This is a genomic window from Burkholderia sp. BCC1988 (genome assembly GCF_905339895.1).
Taxonomy (GTDB): domain Bacteria; phylum Pseudomonadota; class Gammaproteobacteria; order Burkholderiales; family Burkholderiaceae; genus Burkholderia.
In genome coordinates, this window is sequence record NZ_CAJPHA010000002.1 from 347,394 (window position 1) to 363,528 (window position 16,135).

The 16,135-nt window shown below is 69.4% G+C and carries 18 protein-coding genes and 1 pseudogene; 7 read left to right on the forward strand and 12 right to left on the reverse strand.

What is annotated here, in order from left to right; translation table 11 throughout:
- The first annotated feature begins 59 nt into the window (after positions 1-59).
- Complete coding sequence (locus tag U4012_RS04465; RefSeq protein ID WP_321796500.1) at positions 60-1,370, forward strand: MFS transporter; 1,311 nt, start codon at positions 60-62, stop codon at positions 1,368-1,370.
- 139 nt (positions 1,371-1,509) lie between these two features.
- Here the strand turns inward: U4012_RS04465 and U4012_RS04470 are convergent, their stop codons facing one another.
- Positions 1,510-3,321 carry a sensor histidine kinase gene (locus tag U4012_RS04470; RefSeq protein WP_321796502.1) on the reverse strand — a complete coding sequence of 604 codons (1,812 nt, stop codon included), beginning with the start codon at positions 3,319-3,321 and terminating at the stop codon, positions 1,510-1,512.
- The gene (locus U4012_RS04475) at positions 3,318-3,965 is read right to left on the reverse strand and encodes a response regulator transcription factor (RefSeq protein WP_044845374.1); all 648 of its coding nucleotides are present in this window, start codon (positions 3,963-3,965) and stop codon (positions 3,318-3,320) included. The genes U4012_RS04470 and U4012_RS04475 overlap by 4 nt, the downstream gene beginning before the upstream one ends.
- Positions 3,966-4,271: 306 nt before the next feature.
- Between U4012_RS04475 and U4012_RS04480 the strand changes: the two genes are divergently transcribed.
- Positions 4,272-4,724: a hypothetical protein gene (locus U4012_RS04480; protein ID WP_044845373.1), complete on the forward strand. Its 453-nt coding sequence runs from the start codon at positions 4,272-4,274 to the stop codon at positions 4,722-4,724.
- 102 nt (positions 4,725-4,826) lie between these two features.
- On the forward strand, positions 4,827-6,845 hold the full coding sequence (locus U4012_RS04485; RefSeq protein ID WP_321796503.1) for a VTT domain-containing protein: 2,019 nt from the start codon (positions 4,827-4,829) through the stop codon (positions 6,843-6,845).
- A 15-nt stretch (positions 6,846-6,860) separates the two neighbouring features.
- Here U4012_RS04485 and U4012_RS04490 read toward each other — a convergent pair whose 3' ends face one another.
- Together U4012_RS04490 and U4012_RS04495 are read right to left on the reverse strand one after the other, a co-directional pair.
- Complete coding sequence (locus tag U4012_RS04490; RefSeq protein ID WP_044845371.1) at positions 6,861-7,190, reverse strand: addiction module antidote protein; 330 nt, start codon at positions 7,188-7,190, stop codon at positions 6,861-6,863.
- Entirely contained in the window at positions 7,187-7,519 is a 333-nt protein-coding gene (locus tag U4012_RS04495) for a type II toxin-antitoxin system RelE/ParE family toxin (protein WP_044845370.1), read from the reverse strand. The genes U4012_RS04490 and U4012_RS04495 overlap by 4 nt, the downstream gene beginning before the upstream one ends.
- A gap of 292 nt (positions 7,520-7,811) precedes the next feature.
- Between U4012_RS04495 and U4012_RS04500 the strand changes: the two are divergent.
- Positions 7,812-8,000, forward strand: a pseudogene (locus U4012_RS04500) (AraC family transcriptional regulator); the annotation flags it as partial.
- Positions 8,001-8,058: 58 nt separating this feature from the next.
- Positions 8,059-8,568, forward strand: a complete 510-nt coding sequence (locus U4012_RS04505) for a GNAT family N-acetyltransferase (RefSeq protein WP_044845369.1) — start codon at positions 8,059-8,061, stop codon at positions 8,566-8,568.
- Between the two features lie 8 nt (positions 8,569-8,576).
- Here U4012_RS04505 and U4012_RS04510 read toward each other — a convergent pair whose 3' ends face one another.
- Positions 8,577-9,530 carry a leucyl aminopeptidase gene (locus tag U4012_RS04510; RefSeq protein ID WP_321796504.1) on the reverse strand — a complete coding sequence of 318 codons (954 nt, stop codon included), beginning with the start codon at positions 9,528-9,530 and terminating at the stop codon, positions 8,577-8,579.
- 58 nt (positions 9,531-9,588) lie between these two features.
- A complete protein-coding gene (locus U4012_RS04515; RefSeq protein ID WP_006752127.1) occupies positions 9,589-9,711 on the reverse strand; it encodes a hypothetical protein in 123 nt (40 codons plus the stop codon).
- 471 nt (positions 9,712-10,182) lie between these two features.
- Between U4012_RS04515 and U4012_RS04520 the strand changes: the two genes are divergently transcribed.
- Positions 10,183-11,433 (forward strand): YbfB/YjiJ family MFS transporter, encoded by a 1,251-nt coding sequence (locus U4012_RS04520; protein ID WP_321796505.1) that lies wholly within the window; start codon positions 10,183-10,185, stop codon positions 11,431-11,433.
- Between the two features lie 61 nt (positions 11,434-11,494).
- Here U4012_RS04520 and hpaC read toward each other — a convergent pair whose 3' ends face one another.
- A complete protein-coding gene (gene hpaC, locus U4012_RS04525) occupies positions 11,495-12,046 on the reverse strand; it encodes a 4-hydroxyphenylacetate 3-monooxygenase, reductase component (RefSeq protein WP_321796507.1) in 552 nt (183 codons plus the stop codon).
- A gap of 333 nt (positions 12,047-12,379) precedes the next feature.
- On the opposite strand from hpaC, the gene U4012_RS04530 reads away from it, so the two are divergent.
- Positions 12,380-13,012: a response regulator transcription factor gene (locus tag U4012_RS04530; RefSeq protein WP_044845365.1), complete on the forward strand. Its 633-nt coding sequence runs from the start codon at positions 12,380-12,382 to the stop codon at positions 13,010-13,012.
- Here the strand turns inward: U4012_RS04530 and U4012_RS04535 are convergent.
- Genes U4012_RS04535 through U4012_RS04555 form a run of 5 tightly spaced genes read right to left on the reverse strand, consistent with a single transcriptional unit; the run spans position 13,009 to position 16,124 of the window.
- Complete coding sequence (locus tag U4012_RS04535) at positions 13,009-13,188, reverse strand: hypothetical protein (protein WP_321796508.1); 180 nt, start codon at positions 13,186-13,188, stop codon at positions 13,009-13,011. The two genes, U4012_RS04530 and U4012_RS04535, sit on opposite strands and share 4 nt — an antisense overlap.
- 24 nt (positions 13,189-13,212) lie before the next feature.
- The gene (locus U4012_RS04540; RefSeq protein ID WP_321796510.1) at positions 13,213-13,956 is read right to left on the reverse strand and encodes an SDR family NAD(P)-dependent oxidoreductase; all 744 of its coding nucleotides are present in this window, start codon (positions 13,954-13,956) and stop codon (positions 13,213-13,215) included.
- A 56-nt stretch (positions 13,957-14,012) separates the two neighbouring features.
- Positions 14,013-15,137, reverse strand: coding sequence for an amidase (locus tag U4012_RS04545; protein ID WP_321796512.1), 1,125 nt, complete (start codon positions 15,135-15,137; stop codon positions 14,013-14,015).
- A 31-nt stretch (positions 15,138-15,168) separates the two neighbouring features.
- Positions 15,169-15,738 carry a nuclear transport factor 2 family protein gene (locus U4012_RS04550; RefSeq protein WP_321796515.1) on the reverse strand — a complete coding sequence of 190 codons (570 nt, stop codon included), beginning with the start codon at positions 15,736-15,738 and terminating at the stop codon, positions 15,169-15,171.
- Positions 15,739-15,746: 8 nt separating this feature from the next.
- Positions 15,747-16,124, reverse strand: coding sequence for a hypothetical protein (locus tag U4012_RS04555; RefSeq protein ID WP_011356094.1), 378 nt, complete (start codon positions 16,122-16,124; stop codon positions 15,747-15,749).
- Positions 16,125-16,135: the final 11 nt, after the last annotated feature.

Consider the following 16,135-nt stretch of genomic DNA (forward strand, 5'->3'; position numbering starts at 1 on the left):
GTTCGTCGCGCGCGGCGCCGATTCAACCGACAAGCAACCGCTTCACGGAGGAGCCCGCAGTGAATGCCACCGAAACCCTGGACCCCGCGTCCGCCGAAGAGCAGCGCATCATGTCGAAGATGGCGCGGCGTCTGATGCCCATCCTCGTCGTGATGTTCCTGATCGCGTTCATCGACCGGCAGAACGTCGGCTTCGCGAAACTGCAGATGGTGCACAGCCTCGGGATGACCGAGGCCGCGTTCGGTCTCGCGTCGTCGCTGTTCTTCATCGGCTACCTGCTGTTCGAGGTGCCGAGCACGCTCGCGCTGCATCGCTACGGCGCACGCGTGTGGCTCGCGCGGATCATGCTGACGTGGGGCCTCATCACCGTGCTGATGGGCTTCACGACATCGATGCCCGCGTTCTGTTCGCTGCGCTTCCTGCTCGGGATCGCCGAGGCCGGCTTCTATCCGGGCGTGATCTATTACCTGACGCTGTGGTTCCCGCAGAGCTATCGCGCGAAGGTGCTCGGCATCTTCACGCTCGGCAGCGCGCTCGCGAACATGCTCGGCTCGCTGGTCGGCGGCGTGCTGCTGAGCCTGAACGGCGTGTGGGGGCTCGCGGGCTGGCAGTGGGTGTTCGTGGCGACGGGCATCCCGGCCGTGATCGTCGCGATCGTCGTGTTCCGCGTGCTGCCGGCGTCGTTCCGCGAGGCGCCGTTCCTCGACGGACGCGAGAAGCAGATCGTCGCGGCCGCGCTGGAGCGCGAGAAGCCGGCGCAGGCCGAGCATGCGCAGCCGTGGAAGGCGCTGCTCGATCCGCGCGTGATGCTGTTCGCGGCGACCTACATGCTGATGTCGACGTCGCTGTACGGCGTCACGTACTGGCTGCCGACGCTCGTGAAATCGTTCGGTGTGTCGAGCAGTACGAACGGTTTTCTGAGCATGCTGCCGTGGGCGCTCGCGGTGGTGCTGCTGGTGTGGCTGCCGTCGAAGCTGCGTCGTGCGAAGAGCATCCTGCGCACGATCGCGATCGTCGCGGCGCTCGGCGCGCTCGGCTTCCTGCTGAGCCTCGTGCTGCCGTCGACGCCGCTGCGCTTCGTCGCGCTCGTGCTGGGCGGGGCGTGCATCCCGCTGCTGTATCCGTGCTTCTGGTCGATGCCGCCGCGTTACTTCACCGGCGCGCGTGCGGCGGCGAGCGTCGCGGCGATCAACTCGATCGGCAACCTCGGCGGCTTCTTCAGCCAGAACCTGATGCCGTTCGCGGGCAAGGTGACGGGCACGGCGTTCGGGCCGATGATCGTGCCGATCGTGTGCCTCGCGCTGCTCGGGATCGGCGCGCTCGTCGCGTGGACGCGCTCGGAGCGGGGGATGGTGGCGGCGCGGGTGTGATGGACGGCGGCGGCCGGGGGCTGCGGTATCGCGCAGTCCCTGCTGCCGATTGGGCCAACGGTCGAACAAGTCACGATCCTCACCGTTCGGCATCAGCGGGAAGAAGACTACCACTGACCCCCGCAGCAGCACACCGCCGCTACTGCTTCGCCTTTACCTCTTCCGCCCGCGACGTCCCCCGTCCGTCATGCGCGATCGCCACATGCGCCGACGCCACCGGAATATCCACTTCCACCGTCGTTCCTTCGCCGAGCGTCGTATCGATCCGCAGCGTGCCGCCGACGAGATACGCGCGCTCGCGCAGGCCGACCAGCCCGAACGATCCCGACTTGCGCGGCGCACCGGGATCGAAGCCCGCACCGTCGTCGCGAATCGTCAGCGCGATCGTCTCGTCACGGTAGACGAGCGCCACGGTCGCGCTCGACGCGGCCGCATGCCGCGCGACGTTCGCGAGCGCTTCCTGCGCGATACGGAACACGGCCGTCGCATACGGTTCGTCGAGCAGCAATTCGCCCGGCTCGACGTGCAGCGCGCACGCGATGCCGTGACGGTGCTGGAAATCCTCCACGAGCCATTGCATCGCGGCCGCGAACCCGAGGTCGTCGAGCATCAGCGGACGCAGGTCGGACGCGATGCGCCGCGTGGCCGTCACCGCGCCGCGCGCGAGCGCATGCATCGCCGCGATCTTGCGCGCCAGCGGCGCGTCGTCCTGCGGCACGCGGTCGAGCAGCCATTCGAGATCGTTCTTCAGCGCCGCGAGCGTCTGCGCGAGTTCGTCGTGCAGTTCGCGCGCGATGCGGCGCTGTTCGGCCTCGCGTGCGCTCGCGCTGATCGCCGCGATCTCGCGCAGTTCCTCGCGCGACGCCTGCAGCGCCCGCTCCGCGCGCACGCGCTCCTCGACTTCGCGCCGCAGGTCGCGGTTCGACGCGCTCAACTGCGCGGTGCGCGCCGCGACGCGCTGCTCGAGCCGTTCGTTCGCCTCGTTGAGCTGCGCGCTCTTCTGCACGACGAGCAGGTGCTGATAGCGCGCGCCGGCCAGCGCGCGCACCGTCTGCGCATGCAGCCGGCCGTTCTCGAACAGCAGCGCGAACAGCACGACGCACGATGCGACGAGGCCGTAGGTCCGCCCGGCGTAGAAGCCCAGGTCGAAGCGGCCGTGGTTCAGCATCGCCGACAGCGCGATGTCGAACAGCCAGGCGACGAGCACGATCATCACCCACAGATCGAGCACCGAATGACGGCGCCGCAGCCGCCACATCAACACGAGCGCGGCGAGGTTCAGTGCCCAGACGATCGTGATCGCGTGCGTCATCGTCGACGCCATCCGGTTGCCCTGCATGATGCGCGGCAGCAGGTCGTGGCCGGCGGTCGCGAGCAGCGCGAGCGCGACGGTCGCGCCCGCGGCCGACGCGATGCAAAGCAGGATCGGGATCGCCGCGCGACGCTGCTCGAGCGACGGCGGTCGCGCGCGCGCCGCCGCGCGCAGCAGCACGTACGCGATGACCGTCAGCGGAAAGCCGCCGTGCCAGAACAGATAAAGCCACGCGGTGGTCTGTTCGCCCGCGCCGAGCAGGCCCGTCGGCGAGAACAGCCCCGGAAAGGTCAGCATGTGCGTGCCGGCCATGAAGCCCGTGAACAGGTAGCCGCCCGCGAGCGCGAGCAGCGATTTCTCGCGCAGGATCGCGTACTGGCCGAGCAGCAGGCCGGCCGTCACCATGTCGTTGATCACGATCGCCGACTGGTACACGGGAATGAAGCCCAACACGCGCGCGAGCGGCACGCCCGCGAACGGCGCGAGGGCGGCGAAGATCACGGCCGACACGATCACCGTCGCGATCGCGAGCCGCCGCTCGCGCCGGTCGGGCGGCAGCGACGACATGAACAGGCGCGACGGATCCGACGCGTCGTCGTCGTCGGGGGCGGCGGAGCGGACGCGGAACGCGGGTATCATGCGTCGTCGACGCCGAGGTCGAGATCGTGGCGCATCGCGTAGCGCACCAGCGCGGCTTCGTGCGGCAGTTCCATCTTCTCGAGGATGCGGGTCTTGTAGGTGCTGACCGTCTTCGCGCTCAGCGTGAGTTCCGCCGCGATCCGCGTGACCGTCTGGCCCGCGACGATGCGGCGCATCACGTCGAGTTCGCGCGCGGACAGCCGCTCGTGCGGCAGCATGTCGGCCGGCGTGCGCAGCGTGCGCGCGAGGCTCTCGGCCGCCGACCGGCTCACGTACACGCCGCCCGCCGCGACCTTGGTGACGGCCTCGACGAGTTCGGCGGTCGCGCTGTCCTTCGTCAGGTAGCCGGTTGCGCCGGCCTTGAACGTGCGCGCCGCGTACTGCGCCTCCGCATGCATCGTCAGCACCAGCATGCGCAGCGACGGCGCATGCGTCCTGACCAGCCGGATCAGCTCGATACCGGTCGGCGCGGGCATCGACAGGTCGAGCAGCAGCACGTCGGCGGCGCGACGCTCGGCCAGCGCGAGCGTGGCCGCGCCGTCGCTCGCCTCGCCGACGATTTCGAAACCGCCGGCCGTTTCCAGGATGTGACGCAGTCCGTCCCGCATGACTGCGTGATCGTCAGCCAGCATTACCCTGATCATCTAGCGGTCCTCTTCGGGATGATGCCGGGGCTGCTCCGCCGGTAGCCGCCGCGGCCGTTCTTCTGACCAATATATTCCGCCGAAACCAAAAATGGTGCACCTGCGGGAAATTTTTGAGATACGAGAGTGTCGAATCTGTCTCGAAGCGAAATAATCGGCGTGAAATGGTACAGGCGATAGGGCCAGATGGGGCGGGTATTCCCGAAGAATGGTCGCCGTCGGGCGGGCGGCATGCCTCGCGGAGCGCCCTGATTCAGAGATAAACTGGTGCCCGATTGCACCGTCCCGACCCGAGGAGCCGCCACGATGATCGATCTCGCCGACATCCTGCCGTCCGCGTTGCCCGACGCCGTCGCGTGGGCTGACGCGCAGGCGGCCCACGGGCTCGCGCAGGGCGTGCCGCTGACGCCCGCGCAGGCCGACGACGCGCGCACGGTGGGCGTCGCCCGGCCGGAGCGGATCCGCGTCGTGGTCGCCGACCGGCTACCGTTCCCGGACACGCCGGCGCTGGGCGCGATCGCGCGCGACACCGGCCTGCTGTCGCCGGGGACGATCGGCCTCACGCTCGGCCATGCGGTGTTCGTGCTGCGCGGCCACGACACGCGACGCCTCCTTACGCACGAATTCCGCCATGTGCATCAGTACGAGGAAGCCGGGTCGATCGGCGCGTTTCTCGCGCGCTATCTGCACGAGATCGCGACCGTTGGCTACCACGACGCGCCGCTCGAGGCCGACGCGCGCCAACACGAGTTCGACTGACACCGCCCGCCGGCACGACCGCGCGCACACGCCGATGAACCTTCCCCACGCCACCGCCGGCCCGGTGCAGACACGCCGCGCCGCCACGCCGCGCGGCCTGCGATGAGCGACACCATCCACGCATGGCTCGGTGCGATCGGCGCGCATCCGGCGCTCGTGCTGGCGATCGTGTTCGCCGCCGCCTGTGCCGAGGCGATCGCGCTGATCGGCACGGTCGTGCCGGCCGGTGCCGTGCTGTTCGCGGCCGGCACGCTGATCGGCGCGGGCGCGCTCGACGGCTGGACGACGATCGGCGTCGCGGCCGCCGGCGCGATCCTCGGCGACGGGATCAGTTACGAGCTCGGACGCCGCTACCGCGGCGCGATTCGAAACGGGTGGGTCCGGCTGGGCTACGCGGATGCCTATGCGCGCGGCGAGCAGTTCGTGCTGCGCCACGGGACGAAGAGCATCGTGCTCGCGCGTTTCCTGGCGCCGGTGCGCGCGGTCGTGCCGGTCGTGGTCGGCTGCGCGACGCTGCCGCGCCGGTCGTTCTATCCGGTCAATGTCGTGTCGGCGCTGATCTGGGCGCCCGTGCACGTCGTGCCGGGCATCCTGTTCGGCGCGTCGGCGGTGCTGGCCGCCGCGATCAGCGTGCGGGTCGCCGCGATCCTGCTGGTGATCGCCGCGCTGGTCGCGCTCGTGTGGATCGGCGTGCGCGTCGCGCTGCGGCGCGGCTGGCCGTTGCTGCGCCGCGCGGCCGGCGCGGCCGTGCATGCATGCGCGCGCCGCTGGCCGCGCGTCGGCGGCTGGCTGCACGACGCGATCGAGAAGGGGCGCCGCCTGCCAGGCGTGGTGCCCATCTTCGCGCTGCTGTTCGTCGGCTGCGTGTGGCTGCTTGCCGGCATCGTGCGGGACGTCGTCGCGAACGATTCGCTGATGCACGCCGACATCATGGTGTATGCGTTCCTGCAGGACCTGCGCACGCCGCCGGTGGATGCCGCGATGCGCGCGCTCGCGGTGCTGCACGGACACGATACGGGGCTGATCGTCGCGGCCGCGTTCCTGGTCTGGCTGATGATCCATCGCTGCTGGGTGACGTCCGCGTGGTGGCTTGCGACGGTCGGCATCGCGGTCGTGCTCGTGCCGGCGTTCGGCACCGGCGTGCCCGGCATGACGCCCGCGAGCCTGCCGCCCGGCGCGCTGCACGTGCCGCTGCCCGACGCCGACGCGGCGTTCGCGATGCTCGCGAGCAGCGGCATCGGCTGGGTGATCACACGCGACCGGCCGGCGCTGTGGCGCATTCCGGTCGTGACCGCGGTCGTGTTGTGGATCGTGCTCGGCGGCTTCGCGCGGCTTTACGTCGGCGATACGTGGCTGTCGGGTCTGCTCGGCGGCTGGAGCCTCGGGCTCGCGTGGTTCGCGGTGCTGGCGGGCGCCTATGCGTACTGGCAGGTGCGCGAGCATGTGCAGCCGCGGGGCGCGCTCGTCGCGGTGCTCGTCGTGCTCGCGACGGCCGGCGTCTGGACCGTGCCCGCGCAATGGCAGCTCGATCGCGCGGCGCGTCCGCACGTGGGCGACGTCGTCGCGATGACCGTCGATCAATGGATGCGCGGCGGGTGGCCGCGCGTGCCGACGCGGCGCACGGAGATCGGCGGCGATCGCGAGGAATATCTGCCGCTGCAATGGTGCGCGACGTCGGACACGCTCGATCGCCATCTTTCGCTGGCCGGCTGGCAACGCGCGACGCCGTGGTCGGCCGCCGCCGCGCTGCGGTGGCTGCTGCCGCAGGGGCCGGCCGATGCGCTGCCCGTGCTGCCGCGCTATACGCACGGCGAGAGTACGCGCCGTGTGTTCGTGCGTGTCGATCCGGCCCGCCCGGACAGCCGCCTCGTGCTGCGGCTGTGGCGTTATCCGTACGCGCTGCAGGATGCGCTCGGCACGCGGCCGCTGTGGTACGGCGCGCTGTATCGCGAGACGCTGCATCGGCCCGCACGGCTGATGACGGTCGTGCGCACGACGACGATCGACGATGCGGCGACGATCGCGCAGGCGCTGCAGGTCGAGCCGACGCTCGCGCGGCCGCCGGCGGGGACGAGTGGGGCGCCGGCCGCGGTGCTGCTCGTGTGGATGGTGCAGCCTTGAAGCGCGTGCGCCGCGTTATGCGTGCGACGGTTGCGCGGGGACGACGGACAGGCGCAGGCCGACCGTCTTGAGCACCGCGAGCAGGGTTTTCAGCGTCGGGTTGCCGTTGGGCGACAGCGTGCGATACAGCGATTCGCGGCTGATGCCGGCGTCGGCCGCGACCGCGCCGAGCCCGCCATACGCTTCCGCGACCGTGCGCAGCGCGAGCAGCGCGGCCGCGCGGTTGTCGGGGTCGTCGAGCGATTCCATCGCGACGCGCAAATAGGCCACCGCGAGCTCGCGGTCGGCACCGAGTTCGGCGACTTCCGCGTCGTGGTGCGATACCGCGCCTTTGAGCTTGTTCATGCTTGCCTCCGTTTCCAGTCCAGCCAGTGTTCCTTCGCATGCCTGATGTCGTCGGACTGGCTGTGCTTGTCGCCGCCGTACAACAGCAGCACCAGCGCACTGCCGTACCGGCCGAAGTACACGCGATAGCCGGCACCGACGTGGATGCGCAGTTCGATCACACCTTCACCGACGGGCTCGCAATCGCCGAAATTTCCGGTCTGCACGCGACGCAGCCGCTCGCGAATCCGCGCCTGGGCGACTTTGTCGCGCACGGCGTTCAACCATTCGGTGAAAGGCTCGCGACCGTCGGCACGCTGATAGCGAAGCAGTTCGAACTTGGAGAGCATTGTAGCTTATAAGTTACATGAAGGGCATGGATATCGGCGTGATTGCGTTGTGGGCCCGATGAGGCGGATGACGTGAAATGCACGCGGGCCGACTGCCGAATCGAGACGAAGCACGACGCGAAGGCGCTGCGCGGGAATGCCTGCAGTGCCTTCGTGGCTCGGGGTGTCGGGCGGCGAGACCGGTTGCCCGAATGAAAATCATTCTTTCATTCGGGGCGTCGGATGACGATTCGGCCGAACGGCCGATCTCGTCGGCGCGTACGGGAAACGCGCCGTGCGGGGGAGGAACTGCGCGTTTCCCGGCCGGCCGCTGCCGCACGCGAACCCGCTGACCGTTTCGATGTGCGAGCAGATGTGCAGCCCGCTGGTCGACGTGCGGCGCGCGCGGGTCGGCACGTCGGAGCGGGTCCGGTAATATCGGACGGCGACGCCCGGCAACATGCCGTTCTCGCGCGAGGACATGGCGCGGCTGATCAGCTCACCCTGACGCAGGGTCGCGCCACGCGCGCATTCCCCAACCCCTTCACGAGAGTACCCGCATGATCACGCTTCGCCCGATGACCGAAGACGACTTCCCCCGCTTCTGGCCCACGTACCACGCGATCGTCGCCGCGCAGGAGACCTACGCATTCGATCCGGCGCCCACACGTGAAGCCGCCCGCGCGCTGTGGCTCGATGCGCCGCTTTGCACGTGGGTTGCCGAAGAGGATGGCGTGCTGCTCGGCTCGTACTTCCTGAAGGCGAACGCGGCCGGGCCCGGCAATCACGTGTGCAACTGCGGTTACATGGTCAGCGAGGCCGCGCGCGGCAAGGGCGTCGCGCGCCTGATGTGCGAGCACTCGCAGCAGGTGGCGCGCGAACGCGGCTTCCTCGCGATGCAATTCAATTCGGTGGTGGCGACGAACGAGGTGGCGGTCGCGCTGTGGCAGAAGCTCGGCTTCGAGATCGTCGGCCGCCTGCCGCGCGCGTATCGTCATGCGCGGCTTGGCTTCGTCGACTGCTTCGTGATGTTCAAGTGGCTCGGCGACGCGGCGGCCGCCGACGCCTGATGCCAAGGTCAGACGGCGAACGCGCCGTCGAACACGATCCGCTCGTCGAACGCCAGCGTGCCGCGCGCGAAGATCAGGTCGAGGTGGTGGCTGCCGTTCGCGCCGCCGCCGAGGCCGAGATGCAGGCCCGGATGGCGTTCCTCGAAGCCGGCGTTGCGGCCGTATAGCCCGCGGATGCCCAGGTTCGTGCCGATGCCGAATTCCTCGATGCGCCGGTGATTGTCGTGCCGGTCGAGGTACGACGCGAAGTCGCGCCGGAAGCCCGCGTCGTCGCTTTCGAAATCGACGATCAGGCTGTCTTCGACATGCAGCGTCGCGAGCCGCTCCGTCACGCGGTACTTGATCGCGAACGGCACGGTGCCGAGGAACGTGCCGCTGAACACGATCGAGCCGTGCAGGTCGGTGACGTGCGTCGCGATCTCGCCGGGCACGACGTCGAGATTGCCCATCCCGTCCACGCTCGTCCATTTCTGGTCCGGCGCAAGCGAGCCGGTCAGCGTGTTGCCGGCTTCGTCGATGAAATGGATCTGCGATGCGCGCGCGGCCGCTTCGATCAGCCGGCCGTTGCGCGCGGCGATGTCGTCGAGCGATTCGGCGAACGCCTCGTCGAGATGCGGGCCGTAATCCTTGAACAGCACCGACTTGCTCCAGTGCCTGACGATCGCGGGACGGATCGCGGCCAGGAACGGCGGGCCGCTCGGCGACGGCGTCGGCAGGCACGACGAGTCGTACAGCAGCACGAACAGGTCCGCATGCGTGAGCGCGGCGGCGATGTCGGCGGGCGGGGTGGTGTCGAGGCAGAGGATCGTCGCGTCGAGCGAGTCGGGCAGGGCGGAAAACGCGCGCAACGCGGTGTCGCGGTTGCGGCTGTCGTAGCCGACCAGCAGTTTGCCCGTCTCGCCGCGTGCGAGCTTGTCGCGCAGCGCCGGGTGATACCCCAGCGCGCGGTGCAGGTTCAGCATGCGTGTCTCCGGAAGCGGCGGAAGGGCAGCGGCCCTTCCGCGGGAACGGGCTGGCCGCTCAGACCGGCCAGAGCGCGGTGCCGAACGGCACCACGGCATCCTCGACCATCATGTCGACGGCCTCGGGGTGCGTGTCTTCCTGCATCCAGTCAAGCAATTCGATCTGCCGGGTTTCCTGCATGTCAATTCTCCTGTGGTGAACATGAGCGATTCAACATGAAAGCGCGGTAACGGGATTACTGCGGCTCATCCGATGTTTTTTGAATACCGGACGAGTGGCGTCGATATTAGTCTGATGATTTGATGAATGCAATGCGTGGCGAGGTTTTTAGCCGCGGCGTGCTAAACATTCGGGTTCGCTGCATTTCGCGCGGTGAAGGCGTATGAATCCAATCGCAAAACCCGAGGATTTTTTTCGAATATCGGGGCCGCAATCGATTGATTGATTCATTCAAGCGATTTTTTGAATCGCGAGTTCAATCGCGTCGATCATTTCGATTTCCGCCATTCACGAACAATGCGCGCGGTTATCGTGGACGCGAACCGGCTTCAGCGGTTTTCTGGCACCATCTGACGACCTCGCGCGCGGGCCGCAGCCGCGCGCCTGCCGCCGTCCCGGCGGCACGATGCGAACCACGATGGAGACACCGCGATGCGCGCAGCGCCGCAACCGGAGCACGCCGGGCCAGCACGACAGGACGCCGGCGCCACCGAACCCGACCGCATGACCGCGTGGCGGCTCGCGATCTGCCTGTCGCTCGGCAGCGCGATCGCGCTCGGTCTCGCGCGTTTCTCGTATGCACTGCTGCTGCCGCCGATGAAGGCCGATCTCGGCTGGACCTTCGCGCAGGCGGGCGCCCTGAACACGGCCAACGCGGCCGGCTACCTGATCGGCGCGCTCGTCTTCCCGTTCCTGTCCCGCCGCTGGCGCACCGGCACGCTACTGGCGGCCGGCTGCGCGCTGACCGCGGTGCTGATGGCCGCATGCGGGCTCACGTCCGGAATGAACGCGCTGCTCGTCGAGCGGCTCGCGACCGGCGTCGGCAGCGCGCTGATCTTCATCAGCGGCGGCGTGCTGGCCGCGCGGCTCGCGTCCGCAGCGCCGCGCGACGCGGGGCTCCTGCTCGGGCTCTATTACGGCGGCACCGGGTGGGGCATCGTCGCGTCGTCGCTGCTCGTGCCCGCGACGCTCGTGGAGCGCGCGCACGGCTGGCAACCGGCATGGTTCGCGCTCGCGTTCGCATGCGTGCTGTGCTCGGCGATCGCCGTGTCGGCGGCGCGTCGCATCGAGCATGCGCATGCGGCACCGGCCGCGCGGCGTCACGGTGCCGCGCCGGCGGCGACCGCGAGCCCCGCGCGCTTCGCACTCGCGCTCGCCGGCTACGGCCTGTTCGGCGTCGGCTACATCGGCTACATGACGTTCATCGTCGCGCTGCTGCGCGGCGCGGGAATGAGCGGGACGGTCGTGTCCGCGTTCTACGTGATGCTCGGCGTCGCGACCGTCGTGTCGGCGCGGCTGTGGTCGGGGCTGCTCGACCGGATGCGTGGCGGCCAGGCGCTGGCCGTGCTCAACGCATTGCTCGGCGTGGCGACGCTGATGCCGGCGCTGTTCGTGCATCCGGCGGCCGCGTTCGCGTCGGGCGTGCTGTTCGGCGCGACGTTCCTGTCGGCGGTCGCGTCGACGACCGCGTTCGTGCGCCACAACCTGCCGCCGGAAGGCTGGGCGAAGGGCATCAGCGCGTTCACGACGATCTTCGCGTTCGGGCAGATCGCCGGGCCGGTCGCGATCGGCTGGGTGTCCGACAGCGCGGGCCTTGCGCGCGGGCTCGTCTATTCGGCGCTGACGCTGTTCGCGGGCGCGGCCCTCGCGGCCGGACAGCGTGCATTAAGGGCGTCGGCGTAGCCGATCGGGCCTGCAACGACCGGCGGGCGCGACAACGTGAGCGCGACCGTTACCGTTCCCGTTACCGTTCCCGCACGCAGGCCGTGCGCGACACGCGATGAAACGCGCGGCTGAAGTAGATGAGGCTGTCGCCGTCGTTGCGCACGCGAATCGACGTCGCCTCGATGAACATCACCGAATGCGAGCCGACTTCCTTCATCTCGGCGATCCTGCCCTGCAGGCTCGCGAGCGCATCGCGCAGCACGGGGACGTCCTGCTCGCCGCGATCCCACACCGGCAATTCGAAGCGGCGTTCCATCGGCAGCTCGGTCATTCCCGCGAAATGGCGCGCGAGCAGTTCGTGCTCGGCCGGCAGCACGTTGATGCACACGTGACGATTGCGCTCGAAGATCGCATGCATCGCGCTCGACCGGTTCAGGCACACGAGCAGCGTCGGCGGCGCGTCGGTGACGGAGCAGACGGCGCTCGCGGTGATGCCGCAGCGGCCGTGCGGCCCCGCGGTGGTGATCACGTTGACGGCCGCGCCGAGGTGGGCCATTGCCTGCCGGAAGGCCTGTTGCGCGTCGGTGGGGGCGGCGCGTGCCGGTTGCGGGGTATCGGTCGTTGCGGACATGGGCGCTCCTGGGTGAATGAGGGCGGCGATCGTGCGCGTTGTCGATGCGGCAGCGGATCGTCGACGATGAACCAAGCGTACGTCGCGAAAAAGCCGGCGAACATTCGCACGATTGACGATGAAGATGGCGTTCCCGCCAACGCATCTAAAGGTTCTACCTAGATGCGCGATACGACGCGCAAAAAAAAGTGCGATCGGGCGTTCGAGCGGTACGTAAAGGGGTATTCAGCGCATTTTCGGCTCGTTATGATGTGCCGCACACCCCCGACGAACGACGCTTGCCTCACCCGCGGCGCGTGCGATACCGATACCGATATCTTGCGAGACACCCCGATGACGTCACCCGCTCCGATCGTATACATCGTCGACGACGACAGCGGCATGCGGACCTCGCTCGCGTGGTTGCTCGAATCGGTCGGCATCGCGTCCGAGGGATTCGCGAATGCCGCCGATTTTCTCGCGCGCTTCGACGTGAACCTGCCCGCGTGCCTGGTGCTCGACGTGCGAATGCCGGAGAAAAGCGGATTCGACGTGCAGGCGGAACTGAACGCGCGCGGCGCGACGCTGCCGGTGATCTTCGTCAGCGGACACGGCGATATTCCGATGTCGGTGCGCGCGCTGCAGAACGGCGCGATCGACTTCGTCGAGAAGCCGTACAACTCGCAGCAGATGCTCGAGCGCGTGCAACGCGCGCTGCGGCTCGCGCAGCAGCGGCACGCGGTCGGCCAGCGTCACCGCGAGCTGCGCCAGCGGCTCGATGCGCTGACCGCGCGCGAGAAGGAGGTGCTGCGCGGTGTCGTCGACGGCAAGGGCAGCAAGCAGATCGCGTCGGACCTGTCGATCAGCGTGAAGACCGTCGACGTGCATCGCGCGAGCATCAAGGAGAAGCTCGGCGCGACGTCGATCGCCGCGCTGGTGCGCGACGTGATGGTCGTGTGGGGCGACGACGGGGAGTCGTCGCGCTAGCGCAGGGTGGTTCGCACGCGAATCGGGCCGTGCGTGTAAGCGCGGTGCCCGCCCGCACGCACCGCGCACACCGCGCACACCGCGCACACCGCATACACCGCATACACCGCATACACCGCATACACCGCATACACCGCGCGCGGTACCGGCCAGCACCGGCCGGCATCAGTCTGCACCGCACGCTCGACGCATGCCGCCGCTCAACGCATGTACAACCCGCCGTTGATGTCCCAGCACGCGCCGTTCGCGAAATGCGCGTCGCCCGACGCGAGCAGCACGGCCGCATCGGCGACGAAACCGGCCGACCCGAGCTTGCCGCCCGGCAGGTTCGCGAGCACCTGCCGCAGCTTGTCCGGCGCGACGCTCTCGTAGACGATCGGCAGATCGAGCGGCCCCGGCGAGATCGCGTTGACGGTCACGCCCTGCGCGGCGAGGTCGCGCGCGAACACCTTGGTCAGCGTCAGCGTGCCGCCTTTCGCGGCCGCGTAGTGCGCGCCCGTCGCCGAGCCGCCGTTCTGCCCGGCGAGCGACGCGATGTTGACGATGCGGCCCGCGCCGCGCGTCGCGAAGTACTGGCCGAACACCTGGCAGCCGAACAGCACACTGCGCAGGTTCACGTCGATCACCTGGTCGAACTGGTCGGCCGTGATCTCCATCGCGGGCACGACCTTCGATGCGCCGGCATTGTTGACGAGCACGTCGATCGCGCCCCAGCGCGCGACGAGCGCATCGCGCGCGGCCTCGAAATCGCGTTTCGACGTGACGTCGAGCGGCAGCGCGATCGCGCGTGCGCCGCTCGGGTCGAGGTCGCGCGCATGCGCGTGAATGGCGTCGACGGCGATGTCGGCCAGCGCGACGCGATAGCCGGCCGCATGAAAGCGTTCGGCGATGACGGTGCCAAGCCCGCGCGCGGCGCCGGTGACGAGGACGACTCGGTCTGACATGGTGCGTGATTCCGTTGGTTCGCGGAACGTGGCCACAGCCGCGCCCGCATCGTGGTTCATGCGGCGAGCGCCGCTTCGAAGTGCGCGGCGACCGCGCACACCTGTTCGTCCGCGCCCTTGCGTCCGACGATCTGCAGCCCGGCCTTCAGCGGCGTTTCCGCGAGCGGCAGCGGCAGGCTGAGCGCCGGATGGCCGCTCAGGTTGAACGGCCGGATCAGCGACGACATCGCGATGACCGATACGCCGTCGCGTGCCTGCCGAAGCGTGATCGGCAGCGCAGGCAAGGTCGGCAGCACCAGCACCTCCGCGCGCTCGAGCGCGGCATCGACCTGCGCCGCGAAGCGCTCGCGCACGCCTTCGGCTTGCGCGAGCGCGGCCGGTGTCGTTGTCGCGGCCATGCGCAGCCGCGCATCGAGATCCGCGCCGAGCTTGCCGGTTTCGACGAGATGACCGAATGCACGCGACGTTTCCGCGTTGATGACGGCAAGCCCCGCGGCGAACGCATCCTGCATCGCATCGAGCACGACGTCGTGCGTACGCAGGCCCGACGCGCCAATCGCCGCGTCGAGCGCGGCCGCGATGGCCGGCTCGGCCTCGACGATCACGCGTGCGATCGTGCAGCCGGCCACGGGTGCCGCCGCACGCGCCCGGTCGAAGCCCGGCGCGATGGCGGCCATCACGGCTGCGAGCGTGCGGACGTCGCGCGCGAGCGGCCCGACGCAGTCGAGCGTGGTGTCGGCCGGCGCGACGCCGCGTCGCGACACGCGGCCGAACGTCGGCTTGAGCCCGGCCACGCCGCAGCAGGCGGCCGGCCCGCGGATCGAGCCGCCGGTATCGGTGCCGAGCGCGGCGTCGACGGCGCCGAGCCCGACGAGCGATGCCGACCCGCTCGATGAGCCGCCCGGGATGCGCGTCGGATCCTGCGGATTGACCGGCGTGCCCGTGTAGTCGTTGATGCCGGTCATGCCGAACGCGAGCTCGTGCATGTTCGCCTTGCCGGCGATCTGCCAGCCGGCGTCGAGCAGCAGGCGGACCACGTCCGCGTGCTGCGCGGCGGGCGCTGCGTCGGCGAGCGCGCGGCTGGCCGCGCGGGTTGGGTGGCCGGCGATGTCGATCGTGTCCTTGATCGCGATCGTCGGGCCCGGGCCGCCCAGCGTGAAGGTGTCGATGAAGCCTGTCATGGTCGATGGCTCGTGAGTGCGGTGAAAGGGTTCACGCGTGCGGCACGGCGGCGAGCGGCCACGGGCCGTCGAGCACGCGCTCGGTGCGGAAATGGCGGATCAGCCAGGTCGCGCCGTCGGCGGCCGGCGCGAAATCGATGGTCAGCCGCGCGGCGATCAGCTCGGCGGTGCCGTCCGCGTAGCCCGACGCCTGCAGCATGATCCAGCGGCCGCGCGCGTTTGCATGGTCGGCGCCGACGTCGATCGACTCCGACGTCAGGAAGTGCAGGTTCGCCGAGAAATGCGGTTCGGGCGGCAGGTAGCGGCGCAGCATCGCGACGATCGCGTCCGTGCCTTCGAGGCGGCCGAACTTGCGCGCGTACTGCGGGCCGATGCCTTCCCACACCGCGTCGGCCGTGAACAGCGCGGCGAGCGCCGGGCCGTCGCCGGCATCCTCCGGCACGTCGCACAGCGCCATGTAGCGCGCGATCGTCGCGCGCACCGCGCGTTCGGCGTCGAGCGTGGCCACGCGCCGCGCGAGCGCGTCGAGCGCTTTGACGGCTTCGCGGGCATCGGGCGCTTCGAGCGCTTCGAGCGCGCGCGTCGAATCGGGTCCGGTCATCGCGCGCCTCACGCCGCGGGCTTCGCGGCCGGCGGCACGGTCAGCGCACGGCCGACCCGCGCCTCGATCTTGCCGTAGCGCCACAGGTTGTATTCGCCGACGGGCGTCGTGCGATACAGGTTGCATACCGCGACCGTCGTGTCGAAGTCGGCGACGTCGGCCATGATGTAGAACGTCCACGGCGCGCCGTCGGCCTGGCCGACGACGAGGCGGTCGTCATCCATCACGCCGAGCACGCGCACGCCGGGCATCGCCTCGACGGCGGCGAGCATCGCGCCGTACGCTTGCCACACTTCGCCGATCTTCTCGCGCGGCAGGTCGAAGAAGTTTTGCGACACGCCGCAGCAGAACAGCACGCGCAGCGGCAGCGGATTCGAATCGGACATGAAAGGTTCTC

Bases quoted from the DNA above. Each gene is read 5' to 3' on its own strand.
- U4012_RS04555 (WP_011356094.1), bottom strand. From the start codon at position 16,124: ATGTCCGATTCGAATCCGCTGCCGCTGCGCGTGCTGTTCTGCTGCGGC.
- U4012_RS04505 (WP_044845369.1), top strand. From the start codon at position 8,059: ATGATCACGCTTCGCCCGATGACCGAAGACGACTTCCCCCGCTTCTGG.
- U4012_RS04485 (WP_321796503.1), top strand. From the start codon at position 4,827: ATGAGCGACACCATCCACGCATGGCTCGGTGCGATCGGCGCGCATCCG.
- U4012_RS04520 (WP_321796505.1), top strand. From the start codon at position 10,183: ATGCGCGCAGCGCCGCAACCGGAGCACGCCGGGCCAGCACGACAGGAC.
- U4012_RS04550 (WP_321796515.1), bottom strand. From the start codon at position 15,738: ATGACCGGACCCGATTCGACGCGCGCGCTCGAAGCGCTCGAAGCGCCC.
- U4012_RS04470 (WP_321796502.1), bottom strand. From the start codon at position 3,321: ATGATACCCGCGTTCCGCGTCCGCTCCGCCGCCCCCGACGACGACGAC.
- hpaC (WP_321796507.1), bottom strand. From the start codon at position 12,046: ATGTCCGCAACGACCGATACCCCGCAACCGGCACGCGCCGCCCCCACC.
- U4012_RS04490 (WP_044845371.1), bottom strand. From the start codon at position 7,190: ATGAACAAGCTCAAAGGCGCGGTATCGCACCACGACGCGGAAGTCGCC.
- U4012_RS04545 (WP_321796512.1), bottom strand. From the start codon at position 15,137: ATGACAGGCTTCATCGACACCTTCACGCTGGGCGGCCCGGGCCCGACG.
- U4012_RS04510 (WP_321796504.1), bottom strand. From the start codon at position 9,530: ATGCTGAACCTGCACCGCGCGCTGGGGTATCACCCGGCGCTGCGCGAC.
- U4012_RS04480 (WP_044845373.1), top strand. From the start codon at position 4,272: ATGATCGATCTCGCCGACATCCTGCCGTCCGCGTTGCCCGACGCCGTC.
- U4012_RS04530 (WP_044845365.1), top strand. From the start codon at position 12,380: ATGACGTCACCCGCTCCGATCGTATACATCGTCGACGACGACAGCGGC.
- U4012_RS04495 (WP_044845370.1), bottom strand. From the start codon at position 7,519: ATGCTCTCCAAGTTCGAACTGCTTCGCTATCAGCGTGCCGACGGTCGC.
- U4012_RS04475 (WP_044845374.1), bottom strand. From the start codon at position 3,965: ATGATCAGGGTAATGCTGGCTGACGATCACGCAGTCATGCGGGACGGA.
- U4012_RS04540 (WP_321796510.1), bottom strand. From the start codon at position 13,956: ATGTCAGACCGAGTCGTCCTCGTCACCGGCGCCGCGCGCGGGCTTGGC.
- U4012_RS04515 (WP_006752127.1), bottom strand. From the start codon at position 9,711: ATGCAGGAAACCCGGCAGATCGAATTGCTTGACTGGATGCAGGAAGAC.